Source organism: Paenibacillus pectinilyticus (genome assembly GCF_001700435.1).
Classification (GTDB): Bacteria; Bacillota; Bacilli; order Paenibacillales; family NBRC-103111; genus Paenibacillus_E; species Paenibacillus_E pectinilyticus.
Window position 1 is genome coordinate 917755 of sequence record NZ_LYPC01000014.1, and the last position, 20385, is coordinate 938139.

Consider the following 20385-nt stretch of genomic DNA (forward strand, 5'->3'; position numbering starts at 1 on the left):
GGAGGTGTTTTGATCATGGCTGTTCCTCAACGAAGAACGTCCAAAACACGTCGCGATAAGCGCCGTACTCACTTTAAACTGGAAGTTCCAGGTATGGTGAAGTGTGAACAATGTGCAGAATTAAAAAAGGCACATCACGTTTGCAAAAACTGCGGTTCATATAAGGGTAGAGAGATCGTTAAAGCTCAATAATCATATGAATCCAATAAGAATGACACTCCTAAGTAAGTAGGGAGTGTCATTTTTGGTTTGTGGAGATACGCAAGACATAGAAATAGAAATAGAAAGATACAGATATAACCCGTCAGATACGCACTTTATGGTGTGAGTATCTGACGGGTTATTCAACATATGAAATTGGTTTAAGTTTCAGATGATTAGATATGGTAAGCCGCTAAACGCTGTGAGTCGGATGACACCTATAAATCAGAAAGGGAATACGCGCGGCTCTTTCTGAACGGAAACCCATTTGCTCGTCGTAAATTCTTCGAATCCGAGCTCTCCGCCGTAATGGCCGATGCCAGAGGATTTCTCTCCGCCGAACGGCGCGTTCATGTCCATGTTGATGGTCGTGTCATTCACATGTGTCATGCCACTTTCAATAGCACGTGCGAAGGCCATGCCTTGCTCGCTATTCGTTGTGAACACCGCGCTAGATAAGCCGTATTCCGTATCGTTCGCCCACGCCAATGCTTCTTCCTCTATATCAAAAGGAATGATGGAAGCGATCGGACCGAAAATTTCGGTTTGCGCGAGTTTGGAATCTGGCCTAACGTCAGCGAATACGAATGGTGTTACGATGTTGCCGATGCGTTGTCCTTCCAGCACGAGGCGAGCGCCTTCTTGCTTGGCGAGCTCTGCGAGTCCCAGTACTTTTTCGATTTGTTTCTCGTTAATAAGCGGCCCTACAATAACTTTGGGATCTGTGGGATCTCCAAAAGGAACCTGCTGTAATCTTTCAGCCAAACGCGTAACGAAGGTATCGTAATGTTTACGATGTACGAAGAAGCGATTCGTACATATACACACTTGTCCGGAGTTCAACAGTTTGCTGAACACAGCTGCGTTAACAGCCTGATCCAAGTCGGCATCCTCCAGCACGACGAACGGATTGTTGCCCCCTAGCTCAAGCGACGCGCGTTTCAGATGTTTGCCGCATAGCTCGCCGATATGACGGCCAACGCCTGTCGATCCTGTAAAAGAGATCACACGCGGCACGGGATGCTCGATCATATAATCGCCGACTTCGGCGATATCGTAACCGACAACGTTGAGCACACCTTTCGGTAGACCTGCTTGCTCAAAAATCTCGGCAACAATCGGGCCACCTGTGATGTACGTTTGTGAATCTGGCTTTAAGACGACGGCGTCGCCAGCGGCAATCGCTGGTGCAACGACCCGCATTGCCATATATAGCGGGAAATTAAACCCGTTAATCGTTCCGATAACGCCGGCAGGAAAACGATACACATGGTTTTCTTTTCCAGGAATTGGCGATGGAAAGACATGTGGAGCGAACATCGCATCCACGTAATTGATGGCTGCCATAAGTGAACCAACGGATGCCATAAATTCGCCTATGGATTTGGTATAAGAGCCACCCGTTTCTTTTACCATAAGACCGATGATTTCGTCTTTTCTTTCTTGAAGAAGCGTCATCGCTCGCCCCAGAACTTGTTTGCGCTCCTCAGCTGTGGAGGTAGCCCATACTTTCTGCGCTTTCTTTGCAGCGGTGTAAGCTTCGTCGATGTCATCCCGATTAGCCAGCTTGATGCGAGTGACAACCTCGTTATTATAGGGATTCACGTTGTCATAGATCGTCTCGCTCGCGCCATCGCGCCATACTCCGTTAATATATTGTTTATTATAATGTTCGGACATTGGGAATGCCCCCTTGTTTAGTATTTGGTAATAACGGTTACGCCTACGCCAGCATAATTGTTCATCTCTTGGAAAGCCTCGTTAATATCGTCCAGCGCAATTTGCTTCGTTATAAGTTTACCTGGCGCTAATTTGCCGCTCTCGACCATTTGGAGCATTTCCCGATATTCGGGGATCGGCATGCCCGCGGAGCCAACTAATGTTAACTCTTTCAGCAGCATAAGATTAATCGGAACTGGTGTCATTCCGCCTTGCGGGTTATTGCTGACGCCGAGTTGGAGGTGACGGCCGCGTTTGCCAAGACTCATGATCGCATTTACGAATGTGTCTTGGATGCCAAGGGCATCAACAGAGAGGTGAGCTCCGCCTTTGGTCAATTCCATGATTGCCTGCGGTGCGTTCACTTGCTTGCTGTTCACTGTTGCTACAGCTCCCATTTGCTTCGCAAAGTCGAGCTTATCATCAGCGATGTCGACCGCGATCACGTTAGCGCCCGCCGCGGTTGCGATTTGAATCGCGGACAAGCCTACGCCGCCGGAACCATAAACGGCAACCCATTCACCTGGGCGGACGTTGCCTTGTGCAACAACGCCATGGAAAGCGGTCATGAAACGACAGCCCATTGCGCTAGCGGTAAGGAAATCAACACCTTCAGGCAAGTGAAGAAGGTTCAAATCCGCATTCGGAATGTGGATATACTCGGCGAATCCGCCGTCAAAGTGAAAACCGACCATTTTCAAATTGTCACATAAATTGTGGTGGCCTGATTGACAATGTGGGCATACGCCGTCGCCTTGGTTAAAAGGCACGATCACGCGGTCCCCTTTTTTGAAATTGCGGATGTCTTTCCCCACTTCTTGAACAATACCGCTCATCTCGTGGCCCAAAATATGAGGGAAAGTCTTGATTGCACCTAAGCCTCCATGCCATCCGTGTAAATCACTGCGACAGATGCCCGTCGCTTCTAATTTCAGAATAACGCCATCCGACGTAAGCGTAGGATCTGCGACTTGTTTGACGATTAATGGTTCGTGAAATGCTTCTAGTACTGCTGCTTTCAAAAGGATCATCTCCTAGTAGGTGTGTTGTGTGGAGCTCGACTCTATTATAGAAATGTGAAATGATAATGTATAATACATAATAAACTATGAGTCTATAGATTGAAGTCTATATAAAAGGTGGAAAACGAAGATGGAGCTGCTTCAATTGCATTATTTTCAGACTGTCGCCAGATTAGAACATATGACCAAAGCCGCGGAGGAACTGCAAATCGCGCAGCCCTCGCTTAGTAAAACTATTGCCAGGCTGGAGGAGCATCTGGGCACGCCGTTATTCCATCGGCAAGGACGCAATATTCGGTTGAACCCTTTCGGGAAAATGTTTCTCTTGCGCGTTGAACGGATATTTCAGGAATTAGAGGAAGGGCAGAAGGAGATTCGGGATATGGCGGGATTGGAGCGGGGAAGTATTACGCTAGCCGCATCGTTGACCAGTATTTTGCCAGAGCTGTTAAGTGCTTTCCTGGGCTCATATCCAAATGTACATTTTCGGCAGTTATTGGAGCCCGCCGCTGTCATCAAGAGACAGCTGGAAGAAGGGGAAGTTGATTTGTGCATTACAACGGCGCCTGTGGAAGGAGAGGAGATGGCTTGGGTGCCTCTTCGAACGGAGGCATTTTATGTGATCGTACCAGAGAACCATCGTTTGGCAGGCAGAGACAGTGTCTCCCTCATCGAATTAAAGGATGAATCATTTATCGGTTTACGTTCCGGATATTGGTTTCGAACCATGACAGATCATTTATGTCAGAAGGCCGGTTTTACGCCAAACACGATGATTGAAGTGGATGAGCCGGATGCTGTTGTTTTGCTTTTGAGAAAAGGGCTCGGCATCATGTTCGCACCTGAATTGGCATGGCAAAAAAGGGAGCATTTAATGCCGCATCGTTTGCGGATTACAGATCCTGGCTGTACGGTGACGACAGGCTTGGCTTGGTCTAGAAAGCACTATTTATCACTAGCTGCGGAACGATTCCGTCAGTTTGTTATTGATTATTTTCAGCAAATTGAGGCGTGAGCTTAGTAAGGTGCAGGTGATTGGGCATAATATGCTTGTAGGATCAACAAAATAAAACATGTGATAAAGTTAACGTTGACGTTAACGTTATAAAGGATTATGATAATCTCAGTCGACAGGTAATAGAGTTGGAGGGAGTGTTGAAGTGGATACATTCAAAATCGATGATGTGGCCAAGGAGTGTGGGTTGACCAAACGAACGATACGTTACTACGAGGAACTCGGGTTGCTATTCCCGCCCGACCGCAGTGATGGCGGTATGCGTTTGTACACACGAAAGCATATCGAGAGATTGAATCAAATCGTGAATGCACGGGATGTGTTAGGGTTCTCATTGATGGAGATTCTTGATTTCGTGTCCATTCGTGAGAAGATGGGCGAACATCGAGCGGTGTATTCGAAGACAGAAGAAGTTGAACATAAGCTGCAACAATTGCGCGAAATGAAGGTAATGGTTGACCAACAATTAAGCATGGTGGATTTGAAACTAGAGAAGATGAGTGAATTCCGCAAAGAAATCGAACGGATTCAAAAGCGTATCGACGATGGTATTACTAAAATGACAACATAAAAAGGAGTCTTACGAAAATGCAAACTTCACCAATGAGTAAGGCCAATGCGGCCGCACAGACGCAGCCAAAAGCTGGGAAATCAAGTATGTTCAATCAGCCAATATCTGTATGGGCTGTTGCTTTCGCGAGTATTATCGCCTTCATGGGACTTGGCCTCGTGGATCCGATTTTGCCGATGATGAAAGATCAATTGGGCGCATCGGATAGTCAGCTGACCCTGCTTTTCACGAGTTACAATGCCGTCATGGCCGTGGCTATGCTTATAACAGGCCTAATCTCCTCACGTCTGGGCGTTAAAAAAATGCTGCTCGCAGGCATCGTTATGATCGCCTTGTTCTCCGCGCTATCAGGTAATGCAAGCAATGTGATGGAAATCGTCTGGCTTCGCGCGGGATGGGGACTTGGCAATGCATTCTTCGTTGCTACTGCACTTACAGCACTCGTATCAATGTCCAGAGTGGGTGTGGCTAAGTCGATTATTTTGTTCGAAGTGGCCGTTGGTCTTGGAATTTCCGTTGGCCCACTCTTAGGTGGAGAACTCGGTGCGATTTCATGGCGCGGTCCTTTCTACGGCGTAGCAGGGCTAATGGTCATTGCCTTTTGCTGTATTTACTTCTTAATGCCAAAGAAATCTGCAGGAACAGTCGCAGCGACGATGCCGAAGAAAAAAGTTTCGATTCTAGATCCATTCCGTGCGCTCAAACATCGCTCATTATTCGTATTCGGTATTGCGGCCATGTTGTATAACTTCGGATTTTTCACATTGCTCGTCTATGCAGCACTTGTACTTGGCCATTTGCATCATCTTGATGTTCACCAGCTCGGGTATGTATTCTTGGGATGGGGTCTCTTGTTGGCATTTACCTCCGTCTTTACAGCGCCAAAACTGCAGCAAAAGCAAGGCACGATCAAAGCGATGTGCGTTCAATTACTGCTCTTCGCAATTACGCTTGGGGCAATGGGTTATTGGACGACGGATAAAGCGGTTGTCATTACCATGGTTATCTTGGCTGGGGGCTTCCTAGGAAATAACAATACACTCATTACAACGGCAGTCATGAACGCTGCGCCTATAGAGCGGTCTACGGCTTCCGCGGCATACAGCTTTCTACGTTTTATCGGTGGCGCGCTAGCTCCTTACTACGCGGTTAAATTTGCAGAATGGTTCGACTTCCATGCGCCTTTTTATATCGGAGCAGGCTTCGTCGTACTGGCGGTTATCGTCATTTGGATGAATCGCAAACACTTGAAACACGTGGATGAAGTCGAAAGCGCACATTAAGAAACGAATGATGAATAATATTGAAGATTACCCAAGAACAATAGGTGAAAATGGATTGACTTCATCTCATATAGTTGTATAATACAAGTGTAAAACGTTTTCAATTGTCTGGTTTGAACAACAATCCATTTTACTTTGGAGGGGGAACCGTCATGAAAGCACATGAAATTATGGTCCGTCAAGTATACAAAGTAAAAGAAGACGATCCCATTCGTGTAGTTATCGAGAAATTTATCAAATATCGCATTAGCGGTTTACCTGTCGTTAACGACAGGAATGAAGTCGTCGCTTATTTAAGCGATGGGGACATTATGCGTCATATTGGTAAGCATGATGATCATGTTTTCGATTCCTATTTCTACACGGCTGTATTTAAGGGTGACAACGAAGAGTTCGAGGAACGAGTTCGTAACTTGCTCCCATTAAATGTCATGAGAATTGCCCGCAAGAAAGTCATCACCGTGGATGTGAATGAGGATATTGAGAATATAGCTGCTATTTTGGGTAAAAAACGGATAAAGAAATTACCTGTTGTTAATCAAGGCGCTCTAGTCGGGATCATCAGCAGGGGAGATGTCATCCGACATTCCTTCCAGTCGATTTTGTGAATTAAAGGAAATAGCCATTATAATAAATGAAGAGCCAAGCGACGTTCATTCGCGGGGCTCTTTTTCTTTGTGGAATAAAAATGAAATTTCTCCGCATGCTACTAAGTAAGAGCATATAAAGTAGGGGTCATAATGGGATCCAAATTACAAGGAAAAGAACCAATTCAAGCACATTTACCTGACACGCTTTCCATTCTTCAGTCGATGTCAGCAGAAGCCCCTGATCTGATCATCCGAAAGTTGCAGATTAAAGCTTCTGGGGTGCAAGCTATTCTCAGCTATATGGAAGCCATGTCTGATCGGGATATGATACAGAATAATGTTCTTCATCCCCTCATGCATGAGGGGACAGGGGACTTTGCCATTGGGGACATCGTGACCATTGGCAGCGTTGATCAAGCAGATGATTGGGCACACGTGAATCAGGCTATTTTGCAAGGGAAAAGTGTGTTGTTCCAAGAAGGCAAGTCGTGCGCTGCTATTCTGGATACAAGCAAACCGCCGCAAAGAGCGATTCTCGATTCACAAGTAGAAAAGTCAATCAAAGGCGCTCATCAAGGCTTTATCGAGACAGGAAGTACGAATATTGCCTTGATCCGAAAGCTCATTCCTAGCCGCGAGTTGAAAGTAAAGGAAATTGATGTGGGAGCGAGGGGTTCGCTAAAGGTTAGTCTTCTATATTTGGATGATGTTGCGAATCCGGAAGTATTACAGGAATTTGAAGACCGTATTCGACAAATTGAAATCGATTCAGTCTCAGGTATGGGGGAACTGGAGGAGTTAATTGAGGATGACCCGTATTCGCCTTTCCCCCAATTTCTCACGTCAGAAAGGCCGGATACTGTCGCTCCCAAAATTTTAGAAGGAAGAATTGCAATAGTACTCGAAGGATCACCTAGCGTCATGATGGGGCCGGCTTCATTTGTAAACTTTTTTCAAAATATAGATGACTATACGATGGGGTGGCAACTGGCCACGTTCATGCGCTTGCTAAGATTTACTGCTTTCTTCGTAGCGGTTTTGCTGCCAGCTGTATATATTGCCGTCATTTCCTTCAATTTCGAGGTCATTCCGCTGCAATTGCTGTTGTCAGTAGGCGCTTCTAGGTCAGGCGTTCCCTTTTCTCCCCTAATGGAAGCCTTGATTATGGAGTTTACCCTCGAATTATTGAAAGAAGCAGGGATTCGTCTGCCAGCTCCCATTGGTCAGACCGTAGGGATATTAGGCGCTATCGTGATCGGTCAAGCAACGGTTCAGGCCGGCATCGTGAGTAACATCATGGTAATCGTCGTTTCTTTAACGGGTTTGTCTTCGTATATTATTCCCAATACCGATATGTCCAGCGCCGTTCGCTTAATTCGTTTTCCGATGATGCTGCTGGCATCTTTCTTTGGACTTATGGGCGTGGGAATCGGTATGATGGTGCTCCTTGGCCATCTCATTACATTAGAATCGCTAGGGACACCGTATTTTAGCCCGCTTAGTCCTGTTCGTTTTGCGGATTGGAAAGATGCGTTTATTCGCTTTCCACTGTGGAATTTGGATAATCGACCACTAAACGCACGTCCAAAGCAATTAATACGCCAGCGCTCTAAACGGTCCAAAGGTGATGGTGAATGAAAAAATATGCCTTGAACGACATTACACTGTTTCAATTTATTTTTATGATTCATGGTGCGCAACTAGGTATTGGGATATTTAGTCTTCCTTCTGACCTTGCTAAGGTTTCGGGGACGGATGGATGGATCTCCCTTATTATCGGATGGGCAATCACTGTCGTGATAAGCATGATCATCGTTCAAATTATGAAACAACATCCAGATGATACGCTGTATGACTTACTTCCACGTTATTTTGGCAAATGGATCGGCAAATTATTACATATATTGGTAATTTCTTACTTTCTTTTTGCTTTTTTTACTAGTGGATTAGCTTCGCTTACTGTTATCAAGCAAACACTTTTGCCGAAAACACCGAATTACTGGCTCATGATTTTGATCATACTCCCTATTTATACGATAGCTAGAAATCATGTCCGTATCCTGGCTAGATATGCGGAGATCACCTTCTGGGGATTCCTTTGGCTGCTCCCCCTGTATTTGTTCGCGTTGAAAGAAGGGGTTTGGCTCAATTTATTGCCTGTATTGAAAGATGGCTTGAGTCCTGTATGGGCTGGCATCAAAACAACATCGCTTTCTTTTCAGGGATTTGAAACCATATTCATGCTATATCCCTTTTTAAAACGTAAGGATAAGGCCTTGCAGGGAGTTCTTATAGCGAATACATTGACGCTGATTATTTATTTGTGTGCCGTGATTGTCTGTTTTCTTTATTTTTCACCCGATGGGATCACCAATTACAACTGGCCGCCGCTTCGGGTATTAAAAAGTCTTGAATTTCGCTTCTTAGAACGGTTCGAAGTGATATGGATTGTGGCCTATCTGTTTTTACTATCGAGAGTTTGGATCATTAATTTGTACTTTGCCTCGCTAGGATCAAGCCAACTTATTGGCAAGCAGGATCATCGTCCCCATTTAAGGATATATCTATTGTTTTTTCTAATCCTTTCACTCTTCTTTAAACCTGGATATAGCAAGGGACAGTATCTGACGGACTGGTTAGCCTATGCAGGAATCGCATTCGCTTTTGTATTTCCATGTATATTATGGCCGTATACGGCACTGGTTCGAAAATGGCGGAAGGGGCATTAGCCATGAAGATAAGTTTAATACTCTCTCTTAGCGTTTTCTGCCTCGCCGTATGTTCGGGGTGTTATGATCAAATGGCCTTGGAGGATACTACCCTCACGCTTATGCTCGGATTAGATCTGGATGACAAGAACAATCTCATTGTCTACCAGCAAAGTCCTGTTTTCTATAAAGAAGCGCAGGAAAAATCAGAGTCCATAGGCGTGAAAGTCTCTTCCATACGCGAAGCTCGCTCGAAATTTGATGCGGTAGAGACAGGATTGACGACAGGAGGTAAAATTCAGACGATTCTGCTTGGCAAGCGTCTGATTAAACAACGACAAGATTGGTACTCTTTACTTGATGTGCTGTCACGTGATCCGAAACAAACGGTTACATCGCGGATGGTTATTGTGGATGGTCCTGTCGGCGACATATTCGAGTTTAAACCGAAAGATAAGCCGCGGCTAGCCCTTCACATGAGGAAACTAATCGATACGGCCAACCATAGAATTATCACTACATCTACAACACTGCAAGATTTGAGCTGGCAAATGGAAGAAAAGGGCACGACACCTTCACTTTCCAATGTGAAATTGGACAAAGAGCAAATCTGGGTTACCGGTACTGGTTTACTCCATAAAGATGGCAGCTATGCCACGTCACTCGGATTGCAAGAAAGTTCATTATTACTGCTGTTGCAAGGCCATGCCAAAGGGGAAATATCGCTCTCTGTACCTGTCAGTGGCATGCTAGTCTCGAAAGATCAGAATGCGCAACGTGATCAAAGCATTTCATTGACTATTAAGAAAAGCAAAAAGAAAATCAAAACCCGTTTGAATGCTCAAAACGGATTTGATTTTGATGTAGATTTGAATTTGGCTATTGATATAACTTCGCGTAATTTTGAGTTGAATATAGCCCAAAGCCAAGAGCAATTAGAGGAGCAGATCGCTGCATATTTTGGACAAGCGCTCAGTGATCTCGTTTCGAAATGTCAAGCTGAACATATTGATCCATTTGGTTTCGGGCTGCATGCAAGGGCTTATGAATACGCCGCATGGAAACCCGTCCAAAATAATTGGGCGGAAGCCTTTGCAGAGGCAAAGGTTTCCTTTACGACGAAAGTCTCTATTAAAGCATTTGGCGCGAAAAAGTAAATTTTTCAAGCGCTATTAGTTCATAGTGCTGGTTTGAGGGTGATAACTGTCACGGTTTTTCGGGCTCTTCTCGATGAATACGGTCATAATCAACAGACATAGCAGTCCTGCACATAGGAAAACCGGATACCATGCTTTCGTGAAACGTCCAGCTTCCATAATCACGATCATCCATATCGAGGGGAGAAGCGGCTGTCCGTAGGCTTTCCACCAATCTAACGTAAACTTTTCGATATAAAAAAGCACAATCATCGTTACGGCCGAGACGGCCCAACCCCCGGTATATATCAAGACCGCCCAGACCGGGTTTTTGGCCGCGATAAAAGGGACGATCGCAATCACGAAGATGGCGGCTACGATCATGACCCAGAAGTTGGCCCTCGTTTTGCCGATGCCGGCTAGAATGCTGCCGCCAAGCCGACCTACGGAGGAGAAAAGAACGCCTAAAGCCATCAAGCGAATATACGTGGCGGAATCCCCCGTCGAGTAACTGGAGCCAAATAAAAAGCCATTAATCTGATTGGGAAATAAACAGATCAACGCCGTCAAAGGGTATAAAAGAATATTGTTGTACCGAATACAACTTGTCCCCCGGTGTCTGCTTTCCTCTACATCCTGTGAGCTTTCCGCTACGAAAGGCAGTGTCACGATCATAAAAGCCCAAGTTATGATGCCGATAAACCCTGTAATCCGGAACCCATTTGCCAAATATCCGACCGCAATGACTGAACTTGAACCGACCATCATGATCAAAAATGGTTGTTGAAAGGCTTTGGCAATATTCCCGGCCCATGAAGGTAATCCATACGCTAGCATACTGCGAATTTCTAGTACAGGAAGCCGTCCGAACCATTGTGGTTTATGCACACGTTCAACCTTCCAGCAGACAAAAAGGGCTGTCAGCATCGCACCAACGCCCATCCAAAGCGAAATATTTTCTAAGTGATTCAGCTTTCCAACTGGCCAGACAACCCCCAGCACAGTACCAGCGGTGGCTAGCGCAGTGGTGATGACCATGAAGAAGGCTTGTGTGCCGAAATCTCGATTTCCCGCAAAAGATGAGACGCCTACATTGACGATGGAATTGAATACGAGCATGAACGAACTGAGAATTAAAGCGCCTTTGAGCTCAGGTAAATGATAATAACGAGCCAGCACGGGTGCCAATATGGCGAATAACAGGCCGAAGAAGATCCCGAATACGGTGCTACCCGTCAAGGCAACGCGAAATTTACTTTGGATAGCCTCTTCCGGCTTCCGGGAGAAGGTATAAATCAAGGAAGATGTAAAGCCAATATTCAGAAACAGAGAAGCCAAACCAAAGATTTGAAGCAGGAGATTCACCTGCCCGAATTGGACAGGATCGTGCAGGGCACGGGCCAGAACGATGCTGCCAACGGTTTGGAGCATTTGATTAATGAAGAGACCCAGCACAATGATGGACACATTTCGAAGTAAAAAACGCTGTGTATCCGTAAGTTTTAACCGTGACTTTGGCATATGTAAGACCCCTTCTCTAGTTCGATTAAACGTTTCAACTATGTTAACCAAAGAGTAGCAGAGCCTTAAGGCGATGACAAACCAAGAAATGTAAGCTGAGTGGAGGGAAATGAAGGGATTCGCAGATAAACAATTATAACCGAAGGTAAATGAAGAGATTTATACCTTCCCTTATTTGTAAATCGGTGAGACGCACTCCCTTATTTTAGGTATAATGTGAAGAAAGATCAGTTACCACACGGTGATGAGGGGTACATACGCATGAATCTTAGTCGAATAGGGTTTGACAAACGCAGTGTGATGGTCACGTGGCTCACTTCGTATATCTCGGTGTTACTCGTTCCCATTATTATCAGCGGCCTCTTGTATATGGCTTCTTGGCATGTCGTGGAATCGGAAGTGAATCGCGCGAATAATTCTGCCCTGCAGCAGATGGAGCAAGCGATCGATAACAGCCTCGGCGGGATCGAACGGCTCAGTGTAGAGATTGCGTTGAATAAACAGGTAAACGCTTTCTTGAATACGAGTAAGCCGCTGACGGACAACGATTATTATGATCTGTTCAATATCGCGAATGATCTGAGAGTTTATCAGACGGCGAATGACTTCATTGAGCAAATTTTTATCTATTACAGGAATAGTGATACCGTCATATCGGCAAGAGAACGGACGGATAGCCGTGCGTTATATCAACTCATGGGCCAGCAAGATGGAAGAAGTTACGAAGACTGGAAGTCCTTGTTCAATAAACAATATATTCAGGAATATGCGCCAATTACACTCAGTGAGGATGGTCATTCAGCGAAAGCGGTGGTGTATGCCAAATCCGTCAGTTTAGCTAATTTGGATCAGCAGGGCGCTGTTATTTTGTTCGTGATCAAAGATTCGAAGCTCCTTGAGAAAATCCCCACTTCCGATGCCAATGCCATAGCTGTTCTGGATAAGGAGAACCGATTGGTGGCTGGGAGCGGGTTTGAGCAACGGTTGAATTTTATGGTGTACAATCAGTTGTCAGAGAAAAATGGGTTCTTTTATAACCGTGATGCCGGCACCAAGATGGCGGTTTCGTATACCACTTCGGCGAAGACGGGGTGGAAGTACATCTCGATGATACCTGCTGCGTTGTTTAACGATAAAATGACGTATATGAAAAAATTAGTCTTCGCAAGTATTCTGTTGAGTCTTCTCTTTGGCGGCATTGTCACGATCCTTTTTCTTAGGAAAAATTATACGCCCATCAATCTCCTCATTCGCAGCTTTTCACTGAAAGCCGGTATCCCCTTTAGCGAGGGTTCGAATGAGTATGGTTTTTTACAAGAAGCGCTTAATTCGACCTTCGCCGAGAAGGAGCAGGTTGATCGCAGATTGCATCAGCATCGGGACGTGATTCGTTCCCATTTCCTTCAAGGGCTGCTGAAAGGGCGTTTGGAACCAAGCATCCCGATGTATGAATCCCTTTCTGTGCATGATATGCGGATGGCATCCCCTCATTTTGCGGTACTGCTTTTTCACATTGATGACTATGGGAAATTTCAAGAAGAGGACTATGCAGATACGCAGAAGCTGAAGCTCATTCAATTCCTGATTCTGAATGTGACGGAGGAAGTGATGGGGGACCATCAACAGACGTTCAGTACAGATATGGATGATATGCAAGCTTGCATCATCAATTTCGGGGAAGAACCGAATAAAGACGAGCTGGTTCGCATTGCCGTGGAGGTCAAAGCGTTTTTACTTGAGCATTATCATGTTCATTTGACAGCAGCAATCAGTGGCATGCATCAGGAGTGGCTGGGCATTGCGGAAGCGTATCAAGAAACATTATCTGCCCTGGCTTATCGCCTTGTGATGGGAAGCGGAGAGATCATCTGCTATGATGAATTACCGAGTTCGGATGCATCCGTGCAGTCACGAAGTTATTATTATCCTATGCATGTTGAGCACCAATTAATTAATTTCGTCAAAGCAGGTGACTATGAGAAATCAAGTGCCATGATCGAGCAGATTATCGAGGCCAATAGCTCAAATGCCCTGCTTTCCATCTCACTGGCCAAATGTCTGATGTTCGATCTTGCGAGTACCTTGCTCAAAACGATGGATGACATTAGCGCAAACGGCAACAGCGGTAATAAGCAGGTAGTGCTGGAACAAATGAATCCGATTGAGCGCTTGACCGAATGTGAGACGATGAAGGACATGCAAAGAGAACTTCAGGTCATTCTAGAGCACGTGTGTCGATCGATTCAAGAGGATCCCAAGCGGGAATTGAATCAGCTTAGCGAGTTAGTGAAAGCATACGTGAAAGATAATTACCACGAGGAGAGCTTAAACATCTCGATGATCGGCGGCAAGTTCGGGTTAACGCCTTCCTATTTGTCTAAACAGTTCAAAATGCAAACAGGCGATGCGCTGCTCGACTATATTAGCCGAACTCGCATCGACGAAGCAAAGCGCTTGCTGCGGGCAGCAAGCATGTCTGTTGCGGAAATAGCTAGAAAAGTCGGGTTTGCTGACATCAATACCTTCAACCGAACGTTTAAGAAAATTGAAGGAATAACGCCAACGACATTCAAAGAGATTGGGTAACGATTCACATAAAGACAGTCGTGTAAGCATGCTTACGCGGCTTGTTTCCGTTTTTTATGGATTTTACAGAGTAAGTATCGATTGTGATGACTGCGATTTGCGATTTTAATGATCGTTTTTGGGTTTCGATGATTTCGTATTCGCGCTTTGCCTTCCATAATGAAGCCAAGGTGCAGCACCAACGTGCAGATCACCAACATCCGCAAGGGGGATTATACATGGGGAACTATTCCAAGAAGAAATCAGTTAGCGTGGCATTAAGTGTCGTTGTGGCTTCCAGCCTGTTCGTTGCCTGCTCCAAAGATTCAACGAATGAACAGAGTGACACCAGCAGTGCGAAGCCGACAACAGCACCAACGGCCCAGGTAGGCAAGTACCCACTCACTACACAAGATACTTTAACATCGTGGGAACAGATTGATACGAACTTAACTTCTTTTGTTCCTAATTTGGCGGATGCGCCATTTGGTAAACAACTGGAAAAAGAAACAGGTGTGAAAGTGAAATACACACATCCAGCAGATGGACAATCGAAAGATCAATTTAATCTCTTAATTGCCTCCAATAGTTTGCCTGATGTGATTGAATATAATTGGGGTGGCGTCGGCGGTGGCGGAGGTACGGGCTATCCTGGCGGACCTGAGAAAGCGATTGCCGATAAAATTATTCTTCCATTGAATGATTTGATCAACAAATCTGCACCTAATTTAAAGAAATTGCTACAACAAGACAAAGAGCTAGACAAAATGATTAAGACTGATAATGGCACGTATTATGCCTTTCCGATGATTCGACCTGATAATGGTTTGGTTTTCCGGGGGCCTATGATCCGTAAAGATTGGTTGGATGAGTTGAATTTGCAAGTGCCGACGACAATCGATGAGTGGTACACGGTGTTGAAAGCCTTTAAGGAAAAGAAAGGCGCATCCGCTCCTTTTACAGCCCAGTACAGTAATGAAATGAATATTCAAGATGCCTTCATCGGGGCTTTCAAAACAGCGAATCGCTTCTATGTGGATGATCAAGGGAAAATCAAGTACGGTCCGATTGATCCGCAGTTTAAAGATGCGCTGAGCTTGCTGCGCAAATGGTATGCGGAAGGGTTGATTGATAAGGATTTTGCCCTAAACACGGATACCAAGGCACTTGATAATAAATTGATGAGCGACAGCGCAGGCGCAACGGTTGGTCTATTAAGCGGCGGCATGGGCAGATGGATGGATACGGGGAAGAAGAAAGATCCGAAATTCCAGCTGGTTGCAGCACCATATCCAACCTTGAATAAAGGCGAACGCGCTTACATTGGTCAACGTGATTTCAAATACAATCCCATAGCTAGTAAAGCTGTAACCGGGGATTCCAAAAATGCAGAGCTTGCAGTGAAATGGCTGGATTATGCGTATAGCGAAAAGGGTTCACTCCTATTCAACTTCGGTATCGAGGGTGAAAGCTACACGATGAACAATGGCGTTCCGACATTTACGGACAAAATAAAGAAAAATGAGAAGTATAACCTGCAACAAATGGTTTCGCAATATACGAAGCCGAACGGGCCGTTTCTGGGAGACAGCAGAAAGAGCTTCAATACGTACAAGGAACAAGATGACGCTATCAAAATATGGGGTGAAACGGACGCTGCGAAGCATGTCATGCCACTATTCTTGACACCGACAGCAGACGAAAGCAAAGAACTGGCGAAATATAATACGGCGATTACCAGCTATAAAGAAGAAATGTTCGTGAAATTTGTGATGGGCAAAGAACCGATTGAGAAGTTTGATGACTACGTCAAACGCATTAAAGAAATGGGCATCGACAAAGTAATCAAAATTTATCAGGATTCTTTTGATCGCTACAATAAGCGGTAAGACAAAGAGAGGGATCAGAGATGAACACAATCACCCCTAAACCACAACATCCCTTTTTGCAAAAGAAAAGGTTCACGCTCGGTATGTGGACCGATATTCGTAGAAATAAGCTGTTATACGTAATGTTGGTACCCATTTTACTGTATTATGTCATCTTCCACTATGTCCCGATGTATGGCGCGATCATTGCGTTTAAAGATTTTTCGCCCAGACTCGGGATATGGGGCAGCCAATGGGTGGGATTTGACCACTTCCAACAATTCTTCACAGGTCCATATTTCTGGCGAACGATCAAAAATACGATTCTCATCAGCTTCTACCAGTTGTTATTTGGATTTCCGGCACCGATTGTGCTGGCGCTGCTGCTGAATGAATTGAAACATGCTTTATTCAAAAGGACGGTGCAGACCGTTACGTATATGCCGCATTTCATCTCGCTCATCGTTATTTGCGGTATATTGAAGGATTTCACTTCCAGTGAAGGCGTGATTAACGATATCATTGCCTTTTTCGGAGGGGAGCGTTCAACCTTCCTACTGGAGCCTAGCTTGTTCCGTACCGTGTATGTCTCATCAGGCATTTGGCAGAACATCGGTTGGGGAACGATCATCTTCTTAGCGGCTTTAACCGGGATTGATCAGGAGCAGTACGAGGCTGCTAAGATCGATGGGGCAGGCAGATGGAAACAGATGACGAATGTGACGCTGCCGGGTTTGATGCCAATAATTGTGATTCTGCTTATTTTGGATATTGGGCGAATGATGAATGTTGGTTTTGAGAAAATTATTCTGCTCTATAACCCAGGTACCTATGAAACGGCAGATGTGATCTCATCCTATGTCTACCGTGTTGGCTTGCAGGACTTTAATTACAGCTTCAGCTCTGCGGTGGGCTTGTTTAACTCTGTAATCAATTTCGTTCTGCTCATATCGGCCAACTGGTTAAGCCGCAAATTCAACGATACGAGCCTATGGTAAGGGAGGGGAATGAGCATGCTGAATCGGGCGACGACTTCCCAGAAAAGCTTTGATGTACTGAATATGTTGTTCATGGTCATACTGATGGTCATAACGATTTATCCGCTTGTGTATGTCGCTTTCGCCTCATTGAGTGACGCAAGCCGATTGATGGCACACCAAGGGGTGCTTTGGCGCCCTCTTGGCTTCTCGCTAGACGCTTATACGAATCTATTTCGGAACCCGATGATCCTAAAAGGTTACGGGAACACCCTATTCGTTGTCGTCGTAGGTCTCTTCTTTAACCTCTTGCTAACCTCGCTAGGGGCCTATGCTCTTTCGCGGAAAAGTCTACAATACCGTAAGCCTTTGATGCTGTTTATTATTTTCACGATGTTTTTCAGTGGAGGTCTCATCCCGCTCTATTTAACGATCAAAGGGGTCGGGCTCGTTAATTCACTATGGGCACTCATTCTGCCGCAAGCCGTCAATACGTTTAATCTGATCCTGATGAAAACAGCATTTGAAGCGATTCCAGATGCACTTGAGGAATCAGCCAAAATCGATGGCGCCAACGACTTTGTCGTGCTGTTCCGGATCGTACTGCCGCTGTCCATGCCCGTTATTGCTGTCATGCTGCTGTATTACGGAGTAAGCCACTGGAACTCATGGTTCAATGCAATGATATTTTTGCAGGAACGATCGCTGTATCCGTTGCAGCTTGTCCTGCGTGAGATTTTGCTGCAAGGGGAAGCCAATGCGAATACGGGCGCTTCGGACGGGGATGCGGCGATGCTGGCCGTAACACTGAAATATGCGACGATTATCGTGGCGACGGTACCGATACTGTTCGTGTATCCGTTCTTGCAGAAGTATTTCGTGAAGGGCGCGTTGATCGGCGCAATTAAAGGATAGAGGATGGTGCTGCGTTGAGCGAATTCGAGACATCACAAGTGAAGCTCGATGTGGATTGGGAGCACTTCATGGCAGACCAGGATATGGAGTGGGTCGTGAAGCCGACTAGCTGGGAGGAAGGCGCCTTTCTTGGAAATGGTCTAATCGGCGCGATGATCTATGGGGAGGAACATGCGAGCAAGAGGAATGTGCTTCGCTGGGTTACTGGACGAACGGATGTGGTCGTTCGTAGGACAGACCAGCCAGGCTTTCCTCCCCGCGTACCGATTGGAGAGCTCCATCTGGAGCTGTCAGGAAAAATATACCATCCAACGACGATGCGTTTGGATATTTGGAACGCGGAATTGCATGCAACGCTCACGACGACACAAGGTGAAGTTAAGGTTCGAACTTTCGTGCATAGCGAAGATCCAGTCATTGCAATCGAGCTCGAGACCTCAGAGGGGGAAAGGGATGCGCGATGTGCTTGGGTTGCGTATCCCGAAGTCGATCATGTGCTGAAGAATGCCGATGGCTTTAATTTAAATCAATATGTACCTTCTGTGGATGTGGAGAAATTAGAGGTTAATGGGGTTCATGTTTGCAGGCAACATTATTCGGCGGAAGAAATGTGTGTGACAGCTTGGAAAGAGGTCCAGATCGCGCCGAATCGTCGGGTATGCTTCTTATCGATTGCTTTTGGGCAGGGTAATGCTGATCTTGCCGAGGCTGTTGATGCCATTATAAGGGCTACTAGTCAAGATTTCCAAGCATGGGTGGATACCCACCGTACATGGTGGCACCGATATTACCAACAAAGTTTTATTTCGATTCCTGATGGGCAGTTAGAAAGTTTTTACTGGCTTCAAATGTATAAATTAGCTTCGGCTACGAGAGCAGACAAACCTCTCATTGACAACCAAGGTCCGTGGTTGACTTCAACACCTTGGCCTGGCGTTTGGTTCAATATGAATGTGCAAATGAGCTATTCACCTATCTATACAGCGAATCGGCTTGAACTAGGGGAATCCCTTGTGCGAGCTTTGGAAGCGAACGTGTATAACCTTATTCGCAATGTACGGCAAGAGTTCCAGCACGATTCAGCAGGACTCGGGCGAAGCTGCAGCTATGATCTAGTGGCTACGGTGGATGACGAGGTTGGAAATCTAACGTGGATTTGTCATAATCTATGGCGACACTATCGCTATTCCATGGATGAGGATATGCTCAGCGACGTGTTATTTCCGATTTTGCGTAGAAGTATTCAGTACTATTTACATATCCTTGAAGGGGATGAAGAAGGCAAATTGCATCTGCCGGCAACGATATCGCCGGAGTATGGGTCTTTTATGCGAACGACTGTACAAGATTGCCATTATGATCTGGCTTTACTGCGGTGGGGCTGCAAGACCTTGCTTCACATCTGTGAGCGACATCACATCGAAGACTCGCACATTGAGTCATGGAAGGATGTCTTAGCGAGGCTGACGGCTTTTCCCGTCGACGAAACGGGATTCATGGTCGGGAAGGATACCCCGCTTGCTTATGGGCACCGTCATTTCAGCCATCTGCTGGCGATCTTCCCCCTGCATCTCATCGGATGTGAGGATGAGGCAGATCGCAAACTCGTGGCAACCTCCTTGCGCCATTGGCTAGAAAAAGAAGGGGATTTGCGTGGCTTCAGTTTGACGGGAGCGGCATCGATTGCCGCAACGCTGGGGTGGGGGAATCTGGCCTTAGATCTTCTGAAATCACTCATGCTGTTGATCAAGCCCAATACGATGTATAAGGAAGCAGGCCCTGTCATGGAGACCCCTTTGGCTGGGGCAGAAGCCATTCACGACATGCTTCTTCAGAGTTGGGGCGGCATGCTGCGTGTATTTCCCGCTGTTCCGGATGCGTGGGACGAAGCGGTCTTCCATGACTTACGCGGAGAAGGGGCCTTCTTGGTCAGTGCGTCCCGCAAAGGCGGCGAAACACAGTTTATCCGTGTGAGCAGCTTGGCTGGCGAGCCTTGTAGGATTAAGACGGGGTGGAAGGAAGCTATATACTGGCGAATCAACGGTGATAAGCCCCGTGAGGGGACGGCAGATTTGAGCACAAGCGATGGCGAGATTCAAATGGAGCTTGCGCAAGGGGAAGAAGTTATTTTGCATAGGAGGAAAGAGTCACTAGATCTGGGTATTCGCGCTATGACAAGGAACGATAAGGTCGTCCGCTATTTCGGGGGGCATAAGCCTTGGCGTCTCTATGGAATAACGTGTAGGTGAGGCTCCGATTGTTGATTCTAGGAAAGGAGAGGCAAGTGGGTTTGC

At 45.9% G+C, this 20385-nt stretch carries 16 protein-coding genes; 13 read left to right on the plus strand and 3 right to left on the minus strand.

What is annotated here, in order from left to right:
• Nucleotides 1-15: 15 nt before the first annotated feature.
• Nucleotides 16-192, plus strand: coding sequence for a 50S ribosomal protein L32 (gene rpmF / locus A8709_RS10895; protein WP_028553571.1), 177 nt, complete (start codon nucleotides 16-18; stop codon nucleotides 190-192).
• A gap of 234 nt (nucleotides 193-426) precedes the next feature.
• Here the strand turns inward: rpmF and A8709_RS10900 are convergent, their stop codons facing one another.
• Together A8709_RS10900 and A8709_RS10905 are read right to left on the minus strand one after the other, a co-directional pair.
• A complete protein-coding gene (locus tag A8709_RS10900; protein WP_065852369.1) occupies nucleotides 427-1881 on the minus strand; it encodes an aldehyde dehydrogenase family protein in 1455 nt (484 codons plus the stop codon).
• 17 nt (nucleotides 1882-1898) lie between these two features.
• The gene (locus A8709_RS10905) at nucleotides 1899-2942 is read right to left on the minus strand and encodes a zinc-dependent alcohol dehydrogenase family protein (RefSeq protein ID WP_065852370.1); all 1044 of its coding nucleotides are present in this window, start codon (nucleotides 2940-2942) and stop codon (nucleotides 1899-1901) included.
• A gap of 130 nt (nucleotides 2943-3072) precedes the next feature.
• Here A8709_RS10905 and A8709_RS10910 point away from each other — a divergent pair, with 130 nt between their 5' ends.
• The 7 genes from A8709_RS10910 to A8709_RS10940 all read left to right on the plus strand — a co-directional run bounded on the left by A8709_RS10910 (nucleotide 3073) and on the right by A8709_RS10940 (nucleotide 10266).
• Nucleotides 3073-3957, plus strand: a complete 885-nt coding sequence (locus A8709_RS10910; protein WP_065852371.1) for a LysR family transcriptional regulator — start codon at nucleotides 3073-3075, stop codon at nucleotides 3955-3957.
• A 145-nt stretch (nucleotides 3958-4102) separates the two neighbouring features.
• Nucleotides 4103-4528 carry a MerR family transcriptional regulator gene (locus A8709_RS10915; protein WP_065852372.1) on the plus strand — a complete coding sequence of 142 codons (426 nt, stop codon included), beginning with the start codon at nucleotides 4103-4105 and terminating at the stop codon, nucleotides 4526-4528.
• Between the two features lie 17 nt (nucleotides 4529-4545).
• Nucleotides 4546-5811, plus strand: a complete 1266-nt coding sequence (locus tag A8709_RS10920; protein ID WP_065852373.1) for an MFS transporter — start codon at nucleotides 4546-4548, stop codon at nucleotides 5809-5811.
• A gap of 152 nt (nucleotides 5812-5963) precedes the next feature.
• Entirely contained in the window at nucleotides 5964-6419 is a 456-nt protein-coding gene (locus A8709_RS10925) for a CBS domain-containing protein (RefSeq protein WP_065852374.1), read from the plus strand.
• 132 nt (nucleotides 6420-6551) lie between these two features.
• Nucleotides 6552-8039 (plus strand): spore germination protein, encoded by a 1488-nt coding sequence (locus A8709_RS10930; RefSeq protein WP_084224820.1) that lies wholly within the window; start codon nucleotides 6552-6554, stop codon nucleotides 8037-8039.
• Entirely contained in the window at nucleotides 8036-9130 is a 1095-nt protein-coding gene (locus tag A8709_RS10935) for a GerAB/ArcD/ProY family transporter (RefSeq protein WP_065852375.1), read from the plus strand. Before A8709_RS10930 ends, A8709_RS10935 begins: the two co-directional genes overlap by 4 nt.
• Nucleotides 9131-9132: 2 nt before the next feature.
• Nucleotides 9133-10266 (plus strand): Ger(x)C family spore germination protein, encoded by a 1134-nt coding sequence (locus A8709_RS10940; RefSeq protein ID WP_065852376.1) that lies wholly within the window; start codon nucleotides 9133-9135, stop codon nucleotides 10264-10266.
• A gap of 15 nt (nucleotides 10267-10281) precedes the next feature.
• Here the strand turns inward: A8709_RS10940 and A8709_RS10945 are convergent, their stop codons facing one another.
• Nucleotides 10282-11766 carry an oligosaccharide flippase family protein gene (locus A8709_RS10945; RefSeq protein ID WP_065852377.1) on the minus strand — a complete coding sequence of 495 codons (1485 nt, stop codon included), beginning with the start codon at nucleotides 11764-11766 and terminating at the stop codon, nucleotides 10282-10284.
• Nucleotides 11767-12027: 261 nt separating this feature from the next.
• Between A8709_RS10945 and A8709_RS10950 the strand changes: the two genes are divergently transcribed.
• The 5 genes from A8709_RS10950 (at nucleotide 12028) to A8709_RS10970 (ending at nucleotide 20340) form a co-directional block, all read left to right on the plus strand.
• Nucleotides 12028-14352 carry a helix-turn-helix domain-containing protein gene (locus A8709_RS10950; protein WP_065852378.1) on the plus strand — a complete coding sequence of 775 codons (2325 nt, stop codon included), beginning with the start codon at nucleotides 12028-12030 and terminating at the stop codon, nucleotides 14350-14352.
• 218 nt (nucleotides 14353-14570) lie between these two features.
• Nucleotides 14571-16220: a type 2 periplasmic-binding domain-containing protein gene (locus A8709_RS10955; RefSeq protein WP_065852379.1), complete on the plus strand. Its 1650-nt coding sequence runs from the start codon at nucleotides 14571-14573 to the stop codon at nucleotides 16218-16220.
• An 83-nt stretch (nucleotides 16221-16303) separates the two neighbouring features.
• Nucleotides 16304-17197 (plus strand): ABC transporter permease, encoded by an 894-nt coding sequence (locus A8709_RS10960; protein ID WP_244163166.1) that lies wholly within the window; start codon nucleotides 16304-16306, stop codon nucleotides 17195-17197.
• Between the two features lie 15 nt (nucleotides 17198-17212).
• Nucleotides 17213-18091 carry a carbohydrate ABC transporter permease gene (locus A8709_RS10965; RefSeq protein WP_065852381.1) on the plus strand — a complete coding sequence of 293 codons (879 nt, stop codon included), beginning with the start codon at nucleotides 17213-17215 and terminating at the stop codon, nucleotides 18089-18091.
• A gap of 14 nt (nucleotides 18092-18105) precedes the next feature.
• Nucleotides 18106-20340 carry a glycosyl hydrolase family 95 catalytic domain-containing protein gene (locus A8709_RS10970; protein ID WP_065852382.1) on the plus strand — a complete coding sequence of 745 codons (2235 nt, stop codon included), beginning with the start codon at nucleotides 18106-18108 and terminating at the stop codon, nucleotides 20338-20340.
• The last annotated feature ends 45 nt before the right edge of the window (nucleotides 20341-20385 follow it).

What these genes read in the sequence shown, in the direction of transcription:
- rpmF (WP_028553571.1), top strand. Translation starts at nt 16, where the DNA reads ATGGCTGTTCCTCAACGAAGAACGTCCAAAACACGTCGCGATAAGCGC.
- A8709_RS10900 (WP_065852369.1), bottom strand. Translation starts at nt 1,881, where the DNA reads ATGTCCGAACATTATAATAAACAATATATTAACGGAGTATGGCGCGAT.
- A8709_RS10910 (WP_065852371.1), top strand. Translation starts at nt 3,073, where the DNA reads ATGGAGCTGCTTCAATTGCATTATTTTCAGACTGTCGCCAGATTAGAA.
- A8709_RS10920 (WP_065852373.1), top strand. Translation starts at nt 4,546, where the DNA reads ATGCAAACTTCACCAATGAGTAAGGCCAATGCGGCCGCACAGACGCAG.
- A8709_RS10925 (WP_065852374.1), top strand. Translation starts at nt 5,964, where the DNA reads ATGAAAGCACATGAAATTATGGTCCGTCAAGTATACAAAGTAAAAGAA.
- A8709_RS10930 (WP_084224820.1), top strand. Translation starts at nt 6,552, where the DNA reads ATGGGATCCAAATTACAAGGAAAAGAACCAATTCAAGCACATTTACCT.
- A8709_RS10935 (WP_065852375.1), top strand. Translation starts at nt 8,036, where the DNA reads ATGAAAAAATATGCCTTGAACGACATTACACTGTTTCAATTTATTTTT.
- A8709_RS10940 (WP_065852376.1), top strand. Translation starts at nt 9,133, where the DNA reads ATGAAGATAAGTTTAATACTCTCTCTTAGCGTTTTCTGCCTCGCCGTA.
- A8709_RS10945 (WP_065852377.1), bottom strand. Translation starts at nt 11,766, where the DNA reads ATGCCAAAGTCACGGTTAAAACTTACGGATACACAGCGTTTTTTACTT.
- A8709_RS10950 (WP_065852378.1), top strand. Translation starts at nt 12,028, where the DNA reads ATGAATCTTAGTCGAATAGGGTTTGACAAACGCAGTGTGATGGTCACG.
- A8709_RS10955 (WP_065852379.1), top strand. Translation starts at nt 14,571, where the DNA reads ATGGGGAACTATTCCAAGAAGAAATCAGTTAGCGTGGCATTAAGTGTC.
- A8709_RS10960 (WP_244163166.1), top strand. Translation starts at nt 16,304, where the DNA reads ATGTGGACCGATATTCGTAGAAATAAGCTGTTATACGTAATGTTGGTA.
- A8709_RS10965 (WP_065852381.1), top strand. Translation starts at nt 17,213, where the DNA reads ATGCTGAATCGGGCGACGACTTCCCAGAAAAGCTTTGATGTACTGAAT.